This is a genomic window from Variovorax sp. WS11 (genome assembly GCF_010499245.1).
GTDB lineage: Bacteria > Pseudomonadota > Gammaproteobacteria > Burkholderiales > Burkholderiaceae_C > Variovorax.
Genome location: NZ_JAAGOW010000001.1, coordinates 537,034 through 551,790 on the forward strand (window position 1 = coordinate 537,034; position 14,757 = coordinate 551,790).

Below are 14,757 nucleotides of genomic sequence, written 5' to 3' on the forward strand. Positions count from 1 at the left end.
GATAATGTACGTCCTCGTTCCACTCGCCAGACCCCATGCAGGACTTCGCCGACGCAGCCGCGCCCCAGACCCGAGGCTTTCGACTCGCAGCCGCCACCGGCCTTCACAAAGGGGACCGTCCCTACCAGCAGGACCAGGTTTTGGTAATGAACCACCCGCGCGCGGCGGGCTGCGTGCTCGGCGTGGTCGCCGACGGCATGGGTGGGCGCAGCGGCGGACGCAAGGCCTCCGACCAGGTGCTGATGACGGCACGCCAGCTGTTCGCGCGCTACAAGCCGGGACGTGACGAGGGGGTGCATGTGCTGCGCCAGCTGCTGGAGGACGCCAACACCGTCATCAAGCTCACCGCGCTGTCCAGCGAACAGGAGCCGCACAGCACCCTGGCCGCCTTCTTGATGAACCCCGATGGCGACTGTGCCTGGATCCACGCCGGCGACTCGCGCATCTACCACTTCCGGCGCGGTCAGCTGGTCAAGCGCACCAAGGACCATTCCTACGTCCAGGCGCTGGTGGACCGCGGCGAGATCAGCGAGGAGGAGGCCAACTTCCACCCGCAGAGCAACATCCTGCTCGGCTGCCTGGGCATGAAGTCCACCCCGCCGCCCGTCGACATCCATTTCGTCCCCAAGCTGGAGCCCGACGATCTCCTGATGGCCTGCAGCGACGGGCTGTGGCACTACTTCAAGCCCGAGGAAATGGGCCGGGTGCTGGCTGAGCAGCCGCCGCGCGTCGCCGCGGAGCTGCTGGTGTCGGAGGCGCGCCGGCGGGCGCGCGGGACCGGCGACAACATCTCGCTGGCCATCCTCAAGCTGGAAGCCCTGCCCGAGCCGCAAGAGGTGGAAGAGCCGAACGCGGCCTGAGCCAGGCCTCTTCAGGGCGGGGTCGGCAGCGGCGCCGAGCGCGGCTTGGTGTTCTCGGCGTTGCGCCGCTCGCGTTCGGCGCGATGCTTTTCCGCCTTCTCCAGCTTGCGCTCGTGGGCCTCGCGATTGGCAGGCGCCTCGGCGCGCCGGTTCGCGGCCTTGGTCTGCTCCTCGGCATGGGCTCGCTGCTTCTCTTCGAACTGGCGCTGCTTCTCGGCGGCCTCGGAGGCCATGCGGGCGCGATCCTGGGCATGGTCGGCGGAGCGCTGCTCGCGTTCCTGCTGCGACTTCTGCGCCTTTTCCTGCTCCGCCGGGGTGTCCTGCGGGCGCGGACCCGCCTTCTTCTGCTCGAGCCTGTCGAGCTCGGCCGCGCCGCGGCGCTTGCGCTCGATGTCGTTCATCGCCGCCTCCTGGCGCTTGATGTTCTCGGTGCCAGCGCGGCGGCGGCGGCGGCTTTCTTCCAGGCAGCCCTCGACCGCAAACTTCTGGTAGCAGGCGGCCTGCTCGGTGGCGAAGCGCTCCTCGATCACCTTGCGCTCCTGCGCCAGGCGCGCGCGCTCGGCCTCGAAATCCATGGTGCCGGTGGTGGCGGTGCTCTGCGCCCACAGCGGCGCGGCGCCGAGGCCGATCAACAGGCAGACAAACAGTTTCTTCATGTGAGGCGGGTGTCGACGACGCGACGCTCCAGGGCGAGGAACTCGGCCGACTGCATCTCGTTCAGTCTGGACACGGTGCGCGGGAATTCGTGGGCCAGGGGCCCTTCGGTGTACAAGGCCTCGGGGGCAACCTCGGCCGACATGATGAGTTTCACGCGCCGATCGTAGAACACGTCGACCAGCCATGTGAAACGGCGTGCTTCGGAGGCCATGCGCACCGGCATGTAAGGCACGTCGGACAGCAGCACCGTGTGGAACTGGCTCGCGATCTCGAGGTAGTCGTTCTGCGAGCGCGGGCCGCCGCACAAGGTCTTGAAATCGAACCAGACCACGCCCCCGGCCTTGCGCCGCGCATGGATTTCGCGCGCCTCGATGTGCAGCACCGGGTTCTCGTCGGCGCTCTCGGCGAGCCGCTCGAAGGCGTGGCGCATCTCCTTGTCGGCCGCTGCGCCGTTGGGCGTGAGGTAGAGCTTGACCTGTTCCAGCGTGCGGCGGCGGTAGTCGGTACCGTTGTCGACATTGACCACCTCCAGGCGCTGCTTGAGCAGCTCGATGGCCGGCAGGATACGGTCGCGGTGCAGGCCGCCCGGATAGAGGTCGTCGGGCCTGAAGTTCGAGGTGGTGATGAATCCCACGTCGTTGTCGAACAGCGCCGTCAGCAGCCGGTGCAGGATCATCGCGTCGGTGATGTCGGCGACGTGGAACTCGTCGAAGCAGATCAGCTTGTAGCGCTTGGCGATGCGGCGTCCGAGCTCCTCCAGCGGGTTGACCGTGCCCTGCAGGTCGGCCAGTTCGCGGTGCACCTCGCGCATGAACTCGTGGAAGTGCAGACGGGTCTTGCGCCGCAACGGCACGGCGTTGAAAAAGCAGTCCATCAGGAAGCTCTTGCCGCGCCCCACCCCGCCGTACATGTAGACGCCGCGCGGAATCTCGGGCCGGTTGATCAGCTTCTTGAGGGCGTTGGAGCGCTGCGCCTTGTACTCCGCCCATTCGGTGGCGCAGCGATCGAGCGCCTCGACGGCGCGCAGCTGCGCGGGGTCGCTCTGGAACCCCCGCGCAACCAGCTCCGCTTCGTAGGCCTGTTTGACGCTCAAGGGGTCAGAAGTTGAGCGTGCGCTTGTCGACTGCAAGCGCCGCTTCCTTCGTCGCTTCCGAGAGCGAAGGATGCGCGTGGCAGATGCGTGCGATGTCCTCGGCGCTGGCCTTGAACTCCATGGCCACCACGGCCTCGGAGATCAGCTCGCTGGCCATCGGCCCGACGATGTGCACGCCGAGGATCTCGTCCGTCGCCGCATCGGCCAGGAACTTGACCATGCCCGTCGTGTCGCCCAGCGCGCGGGCGCGCCCGTTGGCCAGGAAGGGGAAGGTGCCGGCCTTGTAGGCGCGGCCCTCGGCCTTGAGCTGCTGCTCGGTCTGGCCGACCCAGGCGATCTCGGGTGAGGTGTAGATCACCCATGGGATGGTGTTGAAGTTCACGTGGCCATGCTGGCCCGCGATGCGCTCGGCCACCGCCACGCCCTCTTCCTCGGCCTTGTGCGCGAGCATCGGGCCGCGCACCACGTCGCCGATGGCCCACACGTTGGGCAGGCTGGTGCGGCATTCGTCGTCGACCACGATGGCGCCGCGCTCGTCGAGCTTCAGGCCCACCGCCTCGGGGTCGAGGCCGACGGTGTTGGGCACGCGGCCGATCGACACGATCAGCTTGTCGACCTCGAGCGTCTGCGCCTCGCCCTTGGCGTTGGTCCAGGCAACGGAAACGCCCTTCTTGCCGGTCTTGACCTCGCCGACCTTGACGCCGAGCTCGATCTTCAGGCCCTGCTTGACGAAGGCCTTCTGCGCCTCCTTGGCGATCTGCTCGTCCACCGCGCCCAGGAAGGTCGGCAGCGCTTCGAGCACCGTGACTTCCGAGCCGAGGCGGCGCCAGACCGAGCCCATCTCGAGGCCGATCACGCCCGAGCCGATCAGGCCCAGCTTCTTCGGGACGCCGGGGATGCGCAGCGCACCGTCGTTCGAGAGGATGTTCTCCTCGTCGAAGTCGGCACCCGGCAGCGCGCGCGCGTTGGAGCCGGTCGCGACGATGACGTGCTTGGCTTCGATCGTTTCCTCGGCCGCGCCCGTCACCTTGATCTCGTAGCCCGCACCGCCGGCCTTCGCGAAGGAGCCGCGGCCATGGAAGAAGCTGATCTTGTTCTTCTTGAACAGATAGGTGATGCCTTCGTTGTTCTGCTTCACCACCGCGTCCTTACGGCCCAGCATCTTGTCGATGTCGAGCCCCAGGCCTTCGACCTTGATGCCGTGGTCGGCGAAGTGCTTGCCGGCATGCTCGAAATGCTCGGAGGACTGCAGCAGCGCCTTCGAGGGAATGCAGCCGATGTTGGTGCAGGTACCGCCCAGCGCGGGGCCGCCCTTGGCGTTCTTCCACTCGTCGATGCAGGCGACGTTGAAGCCGAGCTGCGCCGCGCGGATGGCCGCGACGTAGCCGCCGGGGCCGCCACCGATGACGATGACGTCGAATTGCTTGTTGGACATCGGGTCTCCTTAGATGTCGAACAGCAGGCGAGCGGGATCTTCCAGCGCTTCCTTCATGGCGACCAGGCCCAGCACGGCCTCTCGGCCGTCGATGATGCGGTGGTCATAGGACATCGCGAGGTAGTTCATCGGCCGCACCACGACCTGGCCGTTCTCGACCACGGCACGGTCCTTGGTCGCATGCACGCCCAGGATGGCCGACTGCGGCGGGTTGATGATGGGCGTCGACAGCATCGAGCCGAACACGCCGCCGTTGGAGATGGAGAAGGTGCCGCCGGTCATCTCCTCGATGCCCAGCTTGCCGTCGCGCGCCTTGGCGCCGTATTCGGCGATCTTCTTCTCGATGTCGGCGAAGCTCATCTGGTCGGCATTGCGCAGGATCGGCACCACCAGGCCGCGCGGCGAGCCGACGGCGATGCCGATGTCGAAGTAGCCGTGGTAGACGATGTCGTTGCCGTCCACCGAGGCATTGATCACCGGGTACTTCTTGAGCGCATGCACCGCGGCCTTCACGAAGAAGCTCATGAAGCCGATCTTGACGCCGTGCTCCTTCTCGAACTTCTCCTGGAAGCGCTTGCGCATTTCCATGACGGGCGCCATGTTGACTTCGTTGAAGGTGGTCAGGATGGCATTGGTCGACTGCGACTGCAGCAGGCGCTCGGCGATGCGGGCGCGCAGGCGGCTCATCGGCACGCGTTCTTCCGGGCGATCGCCGAGGTCCGGCGCAGAGGCCGGCGAAGCCACTTGCGGCAGTGTCGTCTTGGGGGCGCCCGTGGGGATGGCCACCGGCGCGGCGACCTTGGCGGTAGCACCGCCTGCGACTGCGGCCAGCACGTCGCCCTTGGTGACGCGGCCGTCCTTGCCGGTGCCGCTCACATCGCCCGTCGTCAGCTTGTTGTCGGCCAGGAGCTTGGCCGCGGCCGGCATGGCGACGTCGGATTTGGAGCCGCCCGCAGAGGAGGCTGCGGCAGCCGCTGCGGGTGCAGGCGCAGCGGCGGCAGGTGCTGACGGTGCCGCGGCGGGCGCAGCCGCGCTCGCCTTGGCATCGGTGTCGATCCTGGCGATCACCTGGTCGGCCACGACCGTGGCGCCGTCGCCGGCGACGATCTCGGCCAGCACGCCGGCGGAAGGTGCCGGCACCTCCAGCACGACCTTGTCGGTCTCGATCTCGATCAGGATTTCATCGATGGCGACTGCTTCGCCGGGCTTCTTCTTCCATTGCAGCATCGTGGCCTCGGCCACGGACTCGGACAACTGGGGGACTTTGACTTCAACGATGGACATTTTTGAGCCGCTTCGTGTTTCTTGAGTGGGATTGTTTTACTTGGTGAGCACGAAGCCCTTGAGCTTGGCGAAGGCGCCATCGACCAGTGCCTTCTGCTGCTCCTGGTGCAGGTGCGAGTAGCCGACCGCGGGCGACGCCGAGGCGGCGCGGCCCGAGTAGCCGAGCTTCTGGCCTTCCTGCAGGTTCTCGTGGATGTTGTGCTGCACGAAGAACCAGGCGCCCTGGTTCTGCGGCTCGTCCTGCGACCACACCACGTCGACCAGATTCGGATACTTCTTGAGCTCGGTGGCGAAAGCCTTGTGCGGGAAGGGATAGAGCTGCTCGACACGGATGATCGCCACGTCCTCGCTGCCCTTCTCCTCGCGCTTTTTCGCCAGGTCGTAGTAGACCTTGCCCGAGCAGGCGATCACGCGCTTGACCTTGTCGGCCTTGAGCTCCTTGTTGTCGGGAATGACGGTCTGGAAGCTGCCCTTGGTGAACTCCGACAGCGGCGAGGTCGCGTCCTTGTTCCGCAGCAGCGACTTGGGCGTCATGATGACCAGCGGCTTGCGCAGGTTGCGCACCATCTGGCGGCGCAGCACATGGAAGATCTGGCTCGCCGTGGTGGGCTGCACGACCTGCATGTTGGCGTCGGCCGACAGCTGCATGAAGCGCTCCAGGCGCGCCGAGCTGTGCTCGGGGCCCTGCCCTTCGTAGCCGTGCGGCAGCATCAGCGTGATGCCGTTGACGCGGCCCCACTTCACCTCGCCCGAGGCGATGAACTGGTCGATCACGACCTGCGCGCCGTTGGCGAAGTCGCCGAACTGCGCTTCCCAGATCACCAGCGTGTTGGGGTCGTTGGACGCGTAGCCGTATTCGAAGGCCAGCACCGCCTCTTCAGACAGGATGGAGTCGATGACGACGAAGGGCGCCTGGTTGTCGGCCACGTTCTGCAACGGCACATAGGTGCCTACGTCGAACTTCTCGCGGTTCTGGTCGTGCAGCACGGCATGGCGGTGCGTGAAGGTGCCACGGCCGCTGTCCTCGCCGGAGAGGCGCACCGGGTAGCCGCTGGCCACCAGCGAGGCGAAGGCCATGTGCTCGCCCATGCCCCAGTCGACGTTGATCTCGCCGCGCCCCATGGCGGCGCGGTCGTCCAGGACCTTCTTGACCAGCGGATGCACCGTGAAGTTGTCCGGCGCCTTGGTGATGCGCTCGGCCAGTCGCTTCCATTCGGCGGTCGGAATGGCCGTGTCGCCGGCATCGGTCCACTTCTTGTTGAGGAAGGGGCTCCAGTCGACCGCGTACTTGCTCTTGAAGTTGGTGAGCACCGGGTTGGTGGTGTTCTTGCCGGCGTCGAAGGCCGCGCGCTGCGCCTTCACCAAGTCGTCGCCCAGCGTCTCGCCCAGGCCCTGGGCGGCGAGGCGATCGGCGTAGAGCCTGCGCGTGCCGGGATGGGCGGCGATCTTCTTGTACATCAGCGGCTGGGTCAGCGAGGGGGTGTCCTGCTCGTTGTGGCCCAGCTTGCGGAAGCAGACGATGTCGACCACCACGTCCTTCTGGAATTCCATGCGGAACTCGAGGGCCAGCTGGGTGGCGAGCACCACGGCCTCGGGGTCGTCGCCGTTCACGTGCAGCACCGGCGCTTCGTTCATCTTGACGATGTCGGTGCAGTACAGCGTGGAGCGGCTGTCGCGCGGGTCGCTGGTGGTGAAGCCGATCTGGTTGTTGATCACGATGTGCACCGTGCCGCCGGTGGAGTAGCCGCGGGTCTCGGCCAGCGCGAGCGTCTCCATGACCACGCCCTGCCCTGCGAAGGCGGCGTCGCCGTGCACGATCACGGGCAGCACCTGCTTGCCGAGCGGGTCGGCGCGGCGGTCCATGCGGGCGCGCACCGAACCTTCGACCACCGGGTTCACGATCTCCAGGTGCGAGGGATTGAAGGCCAGGCTCAGGTGCACCGGGCCGCCAGGCGTCGACACGTCGGAGCTGAAGCCCTGGTGGTACTTGACGTCGCCGCTGGGCAGTTCCTCGGGCGCCGTGTGGTCGAACTCGGCGAACAGGTCGGCCGGCATCTTGCCCAGCGAATTGACCAGCACGTTGAGGCGGCCGCGGTGGGCCATGCCGATCACGATCTCCTGCACGCCCTTGGTGCCGGCCTGGCTGATCAGCTCGTCCATCGAGACGATGAAGCTCTCGCCGCCTTCCAGCGAGAAGCGCTTCTGGCCGACGTACTTGGTGTGGAGGAAGCGCTCCAGGCCTTCGGCGGCCGTCAGACGCTCGAGGATGCGCTTCTTCTGCTCAGTGCTCAGCTTCGGGTTGGTCCGGGCGCTCTCGAGCTTTTGCTGCCACCAGCGCTTTTGCGCCTGGTCGGTCATGTACATGTACTCGGCGCCGATGGTGGTGCAGTAGGTCTCGCGCAGCGCGTTGAGCAGGTCGCGCAGCGACATCGTGTCCTTGCCGAAGAAGGTGTTGCTCGTGTTGAACACCGTCTCGAGGTCGGCATCGGTGAAGCCGTAGAACGAAGGCTCCAGCTCGGGAATCGGGGGGCGCTCGGCGCGCTTGAGCGGATCGAGGTCGGCCCAGCGGGCGCCGACGTTGCGGTAGGCGGCGATCAGCTGCTGGACTGCCGTGCGCTGGCGGCCGAGCTCGGAATCGGCACCGCTGGCCTGCACCACCTTGGTCGTGCCCTGCTTCGCGCGCTCGGCGAAGGCATTGATGACCGGCTGGTGGGGGACGTCGCGCGTGGTGCTGCCGTCGGTGGCCGGCACGTTCTGCAGCGCGTCGAAGTAGGAGCGCCAGTTGTCGGGCACGCTGCCCGGGTTGGCAAGATAGTTCTCGTACATCTCTTCGACATAGGGGGCATTGCCGCCGAAGAGGTAGGTGTTGCCTTGGTAGGCGTGATAGATGGACGCGGAGGACGTCGAATCGCTCATATTGCGCTGACCTTCGCTTCCCTGGGGGAAGCATTAGCTGGTTTAGGAAACCTTCCGCGACACGGCTGAACCGATTGGCGGATGCGACTGTGGCTGGGGAAGGGCCGGAGTACCTTGGCATTGTGCCATGGCAGCTATGTGACGCCGGAAACCGGCTCCACAAGCCCTTCCGGAGCGGGACGGCCTACCCCTGGGGCGAAAGCGTTTGCCTGATCTGCTGGAGCGCGCCCGGGTCCTCGATGGTGGTCAGGTCGCCGGGATCGCGACCCTCGCACACGGCCTGGATCGCCCGGCGCAGCAGCTTGCCGCTACGGGTCTTGGGCAGCGCACCCACGAAGTGCACGCGCGCCGGCCGGGCCAGCGCACCGAGCTGGTCGGCCACCTGCTTCATGACCTCGCCTTCCAGCGCCAGGGCGGCCTGGGCGTCGCCGAGCACCGCCCCGTCCCTCGGCACGACGAAGGCCATGGCCACCTGGCCCTTGAGCGCATCGGCCACGCCGACCACCGCCACCTCGGCGACCTTGGCGTGGCCGGAGATGCTCTCCTCGATCTCGCGCGTGCCGAGGCGGTGGCCAGCCACGTTGATCACGTCGTCGGTACGCCCCAGGATGTAGTAGTAGCCGTCCTCGTCGCGGATGCCCCAGTCGAAGGTGGAATACACCAGCTTGCCCGGCACGGTCTTCCAGTAGGTGTCGACGAAGCGCTCGTCGTCCCGCCACACGGTCTGCATGAAGCCGGGCGGCGTCGGCCCCTCGATCACGACCACGCCCTTTTCATTGGGGGCCGTCAACTCCTCGCCGGTGGACTCGTGCAGGATCTTGACCTTGTAGCCGTACATCGGCACGCCCGGGCTGCCGAACTTGCTTCGCGTGGTCTCCACGCCGTTGGCCACCGTGAGGATGGGCCAGCCCGACTCCGTCTGCCAGTAGTTGTCGATGATCGGCACGCCCAGGCCCTCGCTGATCCAGCGCGCCGTGGGCTCGTCCAGCGGCTCGCCCGCGAGGAACAGCGCACGCAGGCTCGACAGGTCGTATTTCTTCAACAGCGCCGGGTCCTGCTTCTTCAATACGCGTACGGCTGTCGGCGCGCTGAACATCACGGTGACCTTGTACTTCTCCACCAGCTGCCACCAGATGCCGCCGTCGGGCTGCCGGTCCAGCCCCTGCGTGGGGAGGCCTTCGTACATGAGGGTCGCCATGCCCGCGATCAGCGGCCCGTAGACGATATAGCTGTGCCCCACCACCCAGCCGATGTCGCTGGTCGAGAAGTAGGTTTCGCCGGCCCGCCCGTCGAAGATGTGCTTCATGCTCGCGGCCAGCGCCACCGCGTAGCCTCCGGTGTCGCGCTGCACGCCCTTGGGCCGGCCGGTGGTGCCGCTGGTGTAGATGGTGTAGCTGATGTCGGTGGCGTCCAGCCAGGTGCAGGGCACCTGCGCGTCGCGGTGCTTCTCGACCAGCGGGGCGGCGAGATGGTCACGGCCCTCGCTCAGGTCCATGGGCGCCAGGCCGCGGTCGAACAGCAGCACCGCGTCGGGCTTGTGCATCGAGAGGCGGATCGCCTCGTCCAGCAGCGGTTTGTACGCGATCACCTTGCCGCCGCGCGATCCCGCATCGGCGCTGACGACCACCTTGGGCGTCGCATCCTCGATGCGCGAGGCCAGCGACGCGCTCGCGAAGCCGCCGAACACCACGCAGTGGATCGCCCCAAGCCGCGCGCAGGCCAGCATGGTGAAGGCGGCTTCGGGAATCATCGGCATGTAAATCAGGACGCGATCGCCCTTCCCCACCCCGAGCTCCTTGAGGGAGGCGGCGACGCGCTGCACCTCGGCATGCAGTTCCTTGAAGCTGTAGCTCCTCTCGGTGCCGGTCTCGGTGGAGACCGCGATCAGCGCCGGCTGGTCGCCGCGGGTGGCGAGATGTCGATCGACCGCGTTATGGCAGAGATTCGTGGTGCCGCCGGCGAACCAGTGCACGAAAGGAGCCCGCGTCGTGTCGAGGATCTGGCGGGGCGGGGTTTTCCAGTCGATCAGCTCGGCCTGTTCGGCCCAGAAGGCCTCCGGCGTTTCGATGGAACGGCGATAGAACTCTGCATAGCGGCTCATGGGCTTTGTCTCCTGCTGGGGCGCGGCTCTGGGGCGAAACTGAATTCATAATTATGAGTTGGTGGCTTGCGGGGAGCTGACAGCATCAGCAACACAACACAACACAACAACAACCAACAACGACGACGCGAGACCTCGCACGCGAGGTCTGGCCTCTATTCCGGCGCAAGCCCTGCAACTCTCGCCCAGCGTCCCCATAGGCTGATCTGCTCTTGTACGTAGACGCGCAGCTGTGCGGGTGCGGGCGACGTCACGGGGATGATGCCGGCAGACGCCGCAAAGGTCTGCATGGCGGAATCGGCCATCACCAGCGTGAAGACCTGATGCAGCTTGCGCGCGATGTCCGCCGGCAAGCCTGCGGGCGCGAACATGGCCGACCATGATGCGTATTCGTAGTCGGGCAGCCCCTGCTCTGCCAGCGGGGCCACATCGGGAAACAAGGGGATGCGCTGGCGCGAGGTGACGCCCAGGACACGCAGTTGCCCCGTCTTCACGAAAGGCGCGGCCACTACGGGATCGTTCATGATGAAGTCGATGCGCCCGGCAAGCAGATCCGTCGTGGCCGGGGCGGCGCCGGGATAGTTGACGGCCAGCGCGTCGATGCCCGCCTGTGTTGTCAGCAGTTTGGCGGCGACCAGCATGCCCGAGTTGCCGGTGGCGTAACTCAGCTTGCCCGGCCGGTCCCGGGCGTACTGGATGAACTCCTTCACCGTGCGCACCGGCAGGCTGGCCGGAACCACCAGCATCAACGGGTTCAGGCTCAGCTGCGTGATCGGCGTGAAATCAGCTACGGGATCGTAGCCGGCGTTCTTCAGCGTATGGACGTTGGCCGCGTGCGAAGAGTTGCCGCCCATCATCAACGTGTAGCCATCCGGGGACGCCCTGGCAACGATGCGGGCCGCAATGGCGGCCTGCGCGCCCGGCTTGTTCTCGACGACCATGGCCTGGCCCAACAGCTTGCCCGCGGACTCGGTGACCCGGCGCAGCAGCGTATCGGCCGCTGCCCCGGCCGTGAACGGGGCCACCACCTTGATGGGTCGACTGGGATAGCTGCCTTGCGCCAGGGCGCTGCGCCAGCAAAGCAGGGGTGCCGAAGCCACCATCAAGGATCTGCGCGTCATGGTCATCGACCTGTCTCCTTCATTTACTGGTGTGAAAACATTGCAAGTCCGTCCGCAAAGCCTCCGGCCTTGAAGACCATGGCGCCGCCTCCCCCCACCTCGTCGCGTGCGACGATGAACAGGTCGCGCGATCCAGGCATCAGCGCCAGGCTCGTGCAGCGCAGAAAGCGGTTCTTCTCGCGTCCGGGCAGCAGGATCTGGCCGATAGGGATCCCATACGGACTGAAGACGAGGACGCGACCTTGCCGGTTCAGCGCCACGTACACATTGCCCTGCAAGTCCGTGCGCATCGAATCGGGCCCCGGGCCGATGAAGTGGTAGGGGATCGACGTGCCCGTGTGCGAAATCGTGGCGGGCGCGCTCAGGTCGGCGCGGTGCAGCCGGCAAGCGCTGAACTCGGTGGCCCACAGAACCCCGTCATCGGGCCCGAGCGCCACGCCATTGGCGCCGCACAGATCCGGCAAGACGGGCCTGAGCGTGCTGCTGTCCGGCGGCATGTAGTACACACCGCCCAGCGGCCGCGTCGACGATCCCCGAAAGTCCGTCATGTAGAAACCGCCTTGCCGGTCGAACACCAGGTCATTGACGGCATGGCCGGCACTGGGCGGCACGACGGTCTGCCGGCCGCCTCCGCCGGGATCCAGTGCGAACACCCCACCCGCATCGAACAAGCCCTGGCTGTTGCGCGGGCCCACGGCAGCGACGAAGATGCGTCCGTCCTTGTGCACTGCGAGGCCCGATGGGTTCTGTCCCGGATCCGAATACAGGGTCGTCAATCGCCGCTGCTCAAGAGAGAGGCACAGCACCCGGCCGCCGTAGATGTCGACGAACAGCAGGTTTCCCTGCCGGTCGAATGCAGGGCCTTCCAGCGGCAGCGGTTCTTCGGCCACCTGGAAGAACGGCTCGGCCGTCACGGACACGATGTCGCGCTCGCTGGCAGGGATCGGCGCCAACCCGCAGGTCGCACCGGTATGGCCAAGCGTGTTGGCAGGCTCAGTTGCCATGCGGCAGCAGGATCTGCCGCACCACCCCGCCTCCATGCAGCAGGTCGAACGCTTCGTTCAGCTTGTCGAAGCCGATGTGCTCGCTGCGCAGACGGTCCACGGGCAGCCGCCCGCGCAGGAACATGTCCACGTAGCGCGGTACGTCTTCTTGCGCCACGCCGCCGCCCATGAAGGAGCCCCGCATCACGCGCTCCTCGCAGACCCAGGACAGATGCGGCACGCTGAACGTGGCGCTGGACTGCCCCACCCCCACGCCGATGACTTCGCCGCCGCGCACCGTGATGGACTGGGCCATCTGCAACGCCGATGGATGGCCAGAGATCTCGAACGCGTAGTCGACACCGCCGTGCGTGAGATCCAGCACGTGCTGCACGGCCTGGGGGTCGCGCGCGTCGATGCAGTCGGTCGCGCCGACCGCGCGCGCCAGATCGAACTTGGACGGCAGCACATCGATGCCGACGATGCGCGCCGCGCCGGCTTCGCGCGCGGCCATCACGGCGGTCAGGCCGACGCCACCCAGCCCGATGATGGCCACGCTGGCGCCCGGCTTCACCTTGGCGCTGTTGAACACGGCCCCCGCGCCGGTGACAACGGCGCAGCCGAACAGCGCTGCGACATCCAGCGGAACGGCCGGGTCCATCTTGATCAGCGACTGCGGCGCCACCACCGCGTACTGTGCGTAGACCGAGATGCCGCTGTAGTGGTTCAGCCGCCCACCATCCGCCAGATGCAGCCGCCGCGCGCCGGTCGCCAGAAGGCCTTCGGAGCGCGCCGCGCTGACAGCCTGGCAAATGCCTGGCCGCCCCGCCAGGCAAGTGCGGCATTGGCCACAGCCTGCCACGCCCGCCATGGCCACGTGGTCGCCCGGCTTCAGGCCTTGCACGCCCTTGCCGACCTCGCGCACGATGCCAGCGCCCTCGTGGCCGCCCACCACCGGAAGCGGCCGCTTGCGCAGCCCTTCGATGACGGACAGGTCGGAATGGCACAGGCCTGCGCCACGCACTTCGACAAGCACCTCGCCGTCACCCGGACCGTCGAGCTCCACTTCCTCGATCCGGAAGGGCCTGCTTTGCGCGTAAGGGGCCGGCAGGCCCTGCTCGTACATCACTGCTGCCGTCATTCGCATGTCTTGTCTCCCATCGTCTTCTGCACTTTTCAGCCGTGCGGCCGCAGGACCTGCCGCAGCACTTCGCCATGCTCCAGCCGATCAAGGTTCAGGTTCAGTTCGTCGAAGCCGAAGCTGCCGCTCATCAGGCGCTCGACCGGCAGCCGGCCCTCCTGGTAGTAGCGCATGTACAGCGGCAAGTCGCGCTGAGGCAAGCAGCTGCCCATCAGCGAGCCGCGGATGACCTTCTCCTCGCCGACCAAGGCGGTGTGCGGATACGGGTACTGGTCGCCCGATGCACCCATGCCCACGCAGATGATCTCGCCGCCCTTGCGCGTGATCGCATAGGCCGTCGCCATACCGGCCTTGCTGCCCGACATCTCCAGGGCGAAGTCCACGCCGCCGCGCGTGAGGTCGCGCACGGCCTCCACCGCGTTCTCATCGCGCGCCGAGACGGTGTGCGTGCAACCGAGCTCCCGTGCGAGCGCGAACTTGGAAGGATTGATGTCGATGCCCACGATGGTCGAGGCGCCGGCGATCCGTGCGGCCATCACGGCGTTGAAGCCCACGCCGCCCAGGCCGACCACCGCCACGCTCTGGCCCGGCCGCACCTTGGCCGCGTTGAACACGCAGCCGGCACCGGTCACGACGGCGCAGCCGAACAAGGCCGCCACATCGAACGGAATCGCCGGATCGGCCTTGACCAATGTGCCCGGCACGGTTACCGCGTATTGAGCGAACGAGGACACGCCGCTGTGGTGGTACAGGCCCAAGCCCCCGCGCGTCAGACGCCGCGCGCCGGTCATGAGAACACCCTTGGCGCGCGAGGCAGCGACCAGGTCGCACAGCACGGGGCGGCTGTTCACGCAGTAGTCGCACGCGCCACAGCCCGAGCCCACGGTCATGACGACGTGGTCCCCCGGTTTGAAGGCGGTGACGCCGCGACCGACCTCGCGCACGATGCCGGCACCCTCGTGGCCCATCACCACGGGCAGCGTGCGCTTGCGCAGGCCAGCCACCTGGGACAGGTCGGAATGGCACAACCCGGCCGAGCGCACTTCGACCAGCACCTCTCCCTCGCCCGGCCCTTCCAGCTCCACTTGCTCGATCTTCAACGGCTGGCTGTCGGCATAGGGCGCCGGCAAGCCCTGCTCGTACAGGACGGCGGCAGTCATCTGCAT

General features: G+C 67.0%; 11 protein-coding genes. 1 reads left to right on the forward strand and 10 read right to left on the reverse strand.

Features of this window, described 5'->3' with window-relative positions:
• Nucleotides 1–35: 35 nt before the first annotated feature.
• The gene (locus GXN78_RS02860) at nucleotides 36–860 is read left to right on the forward strand and encodes a protein phosphatase 2C domain-containing protein (RefSeq protein ID WP_106558200.1); all 825 of its coding nucleotides are present in this window, start codon (nucleotides 36–38) and stop codon (nucleotides 858–860) included.
• Between the two features lie 11 nt (nucleotides 861–871).
• Here GXN78_RS02860 and GXN78_RS02865 read toward each other — a convergent pair whose 3' ends face one another.
• The 10 genes from GXN78_RS02865 to GXN78_RS02910 form a co-directional block, all read right to left on the reverse strand.
• Nucleotides 872–1,516, reverse strand: coding sequence for a hypothetical protein (locus GXN78_RS02865; RefSeq protein ID WP_106558199.1), 645 nt, complete (start codon nucleotides 1,514–1,516; stop codon nucleotides 872–874).
• Nucleotides 1,513–2,610 carry a cell division protein ZapE gene (gene zapE, locus GXN78_RS02870; protein WP_106558198.1) on the reverse strand — a complete coding sequence of 366 codons (1,098 nt, stop codon included), beginning with the start codon at nucleotides 2,608–2,610 and terminating at the stop codon, nucleotides 1,513–1,515. The genes GXN78_RS02865 and zapE overlap by 4 nt, the downstream gene beginning before the upstream one ends.
• Nucleotides 2,611–2,614: 4 nt before the next feature.
• Nucleotides 2,615–4,045, reverse strand: coding sequence for a dihydrolipoyl dehydrogenase (gene lpdA, locus GXN78_RS02875; RefSeq protein ID WP_106558197.1), 1,431 nt, complete (start codon nucleotides 4,043–4,045; stop codon nucleotides 2,615–2,617).
• Between the two features lie 9 nt (nucleotides 4,046–4,054).
• Nucleotides 4,055–5,329 (reverse strand): 2-oxoglutarate dehydrogenase complex dihydrolipoyllysine-residue succinyltransferase, encoded by a 1,275-nt coding sequence (odhB, locus tag GXN78_RS02880; RefSeq protein WP_106558196.1) that lies wholly within the window; start codon nucleotides 5,327–5,329, stop codon nucleotides 4,055–4,057.
• 36 nt (nucleotides 5,330–5,365) lie between these two features.
• Entirely contained in the window at nucleotides 5,366–8,245 is a 2,880-nt protein-coding gene (locus GXN78_RS02885) for a 2-oxoglutarate dehydrogenase E1 component (protein WP_106558195.1), read from the reverse strand.
• A 184-nt stretch (nucleotides 8,246–8,429) separates the two neighbouring features.
• Nucleotides 8,430–10,391: a propionate--CoA ligase gene (locus GXN78_RS02890; RefSeq protein WP_258187022.1), complete on the reverse strand. Its 1,962-nt coding sequence runs from the start codon at nucleotides 10,389–10,391 to the stop codon at nucleotides 8,430–8,432.
• Between the two features lie 110 nt (nucleotides 10,392–10,501).
• Nucleotides 10,502–11,467 (reverse strand): tripartite tricarboxylate transporter substrate binding protein, encoded by a 966-nt coding sequence (locus GXN78_RS02895; RefSeq protein ID WP_164255349.1) that lies wholly within the window; start codon nucleotides 11,465–11,467, stop codon nucleotides 10,502–10,504.
• Nucleotides 11,468–11,490: 23 nt separating this feature from the next.
• Nucleotides 11,491–12,471 (reverse strand): SMP-30/gluconolactonase/LRE family protein, encoded by a 981-nt coding sequence (locus GXN78_RS02900; protein WP_106558192.1) that lies wholly within the window; start codon nucleotides 12,469–12,471, stop codon nucleotides 11,491–11,493.
• Nucleotides 12,461–13,591: a zinc-binding dehydrogenase gene (locus GXN78_RS02905; RefSeq protein WP_239142582.1), complete on the reverse strand. Its 1,131-nt coding sequence runs from the start codon at nucleotides 13,589–13,591 to the stop codon at nucleotides 12,461–12,463. Before GXN78_RS02905 ends, GXN78_RS02900 begins: the two co-directional genes overlap by 11 nt.
• A gap of 35 nt (nucleotides 13,592–13,626) precedes the next feature.
• Nucleotides 13,627–14,751, reverse strand: coding sequence for a zinc-binding dehydrogenase (locus tag GXN78_RS02910; RefSeq protein ID WP_239142583.1), 1,125 nt, complete (start codon nucleotides 14,749–14,751; stop codon nucleotides 13,627–13,629).
• Nucleotides 14,752–14,757: the final 6 nt, after the last annotated feature.

Bases quoted from the DNA above. Each gene is read 5' to 3' on its own strand.
- odhB (WP_106558196.1), bottom strand. From the start codon at position 5,329: ATGTCCATCGTTGAAGTCAAAGTCCCCCAGTTGTCCGAGTCCGTGGCC.
- GXN78_RS02860 (WP_106558200.1), top strand. From the start codon at position 36: ATGCAGGACTTCGCCGACGCAGCCGCGCCCCAGACCCGAGGCTTTCGA.
- GXN78_RS02885 (WP_106558195.1), bottom strand. From the start codon at position 8,245: ATGAGCGATTCGACGTCCTCCGCGTCCATCTATCACGCCTACCAAGGC.
- lpdA (WP_106558197.1), bottom strand. From the start codon at position 4,045: ATGTCCAACAAGCAATTCGACGTCATCGTCATCGGTGGCGGCCCCGGC.
- GXN78_RS02905 (WP_239142582.1), bottom strand. From the start codon at position 13,591: ATGACGGCAGCAGTGATGTACGAGCAGGGCCTGCCGGCCCCTTACGCG.
- GXN78_RS02865 (WP_106558199.1), bottom strand. From the start codon at position 1,516: ATGAAGAAACTGTTTGTCTGCCTGTTGATCGGCCTCGGCGCCGCGCCG.
- GXN78_RS02910 (WP_239142583.1), bottom strand. From the start codon at position 14,751: ATGACTGCCGCCGTCCTGTACGAGCAGGGCTTGCCGGCGCCCTATGCC.
- GXN78_RS02900 (WP_106558192.1), bottom strand. From the start codon at position 12,471: ATGGCAACTGAGCCTGCCAACACGCTTGGCCATACCGGTGCGACCTGC.
- GXN78_RS02895 (WP_164255349.1), bottom strand. From the start codon at position 11,467: ATGACGCGCAGATCCTTGATGGTGGCTTCGGCACCCCTGCTTTGCTGG.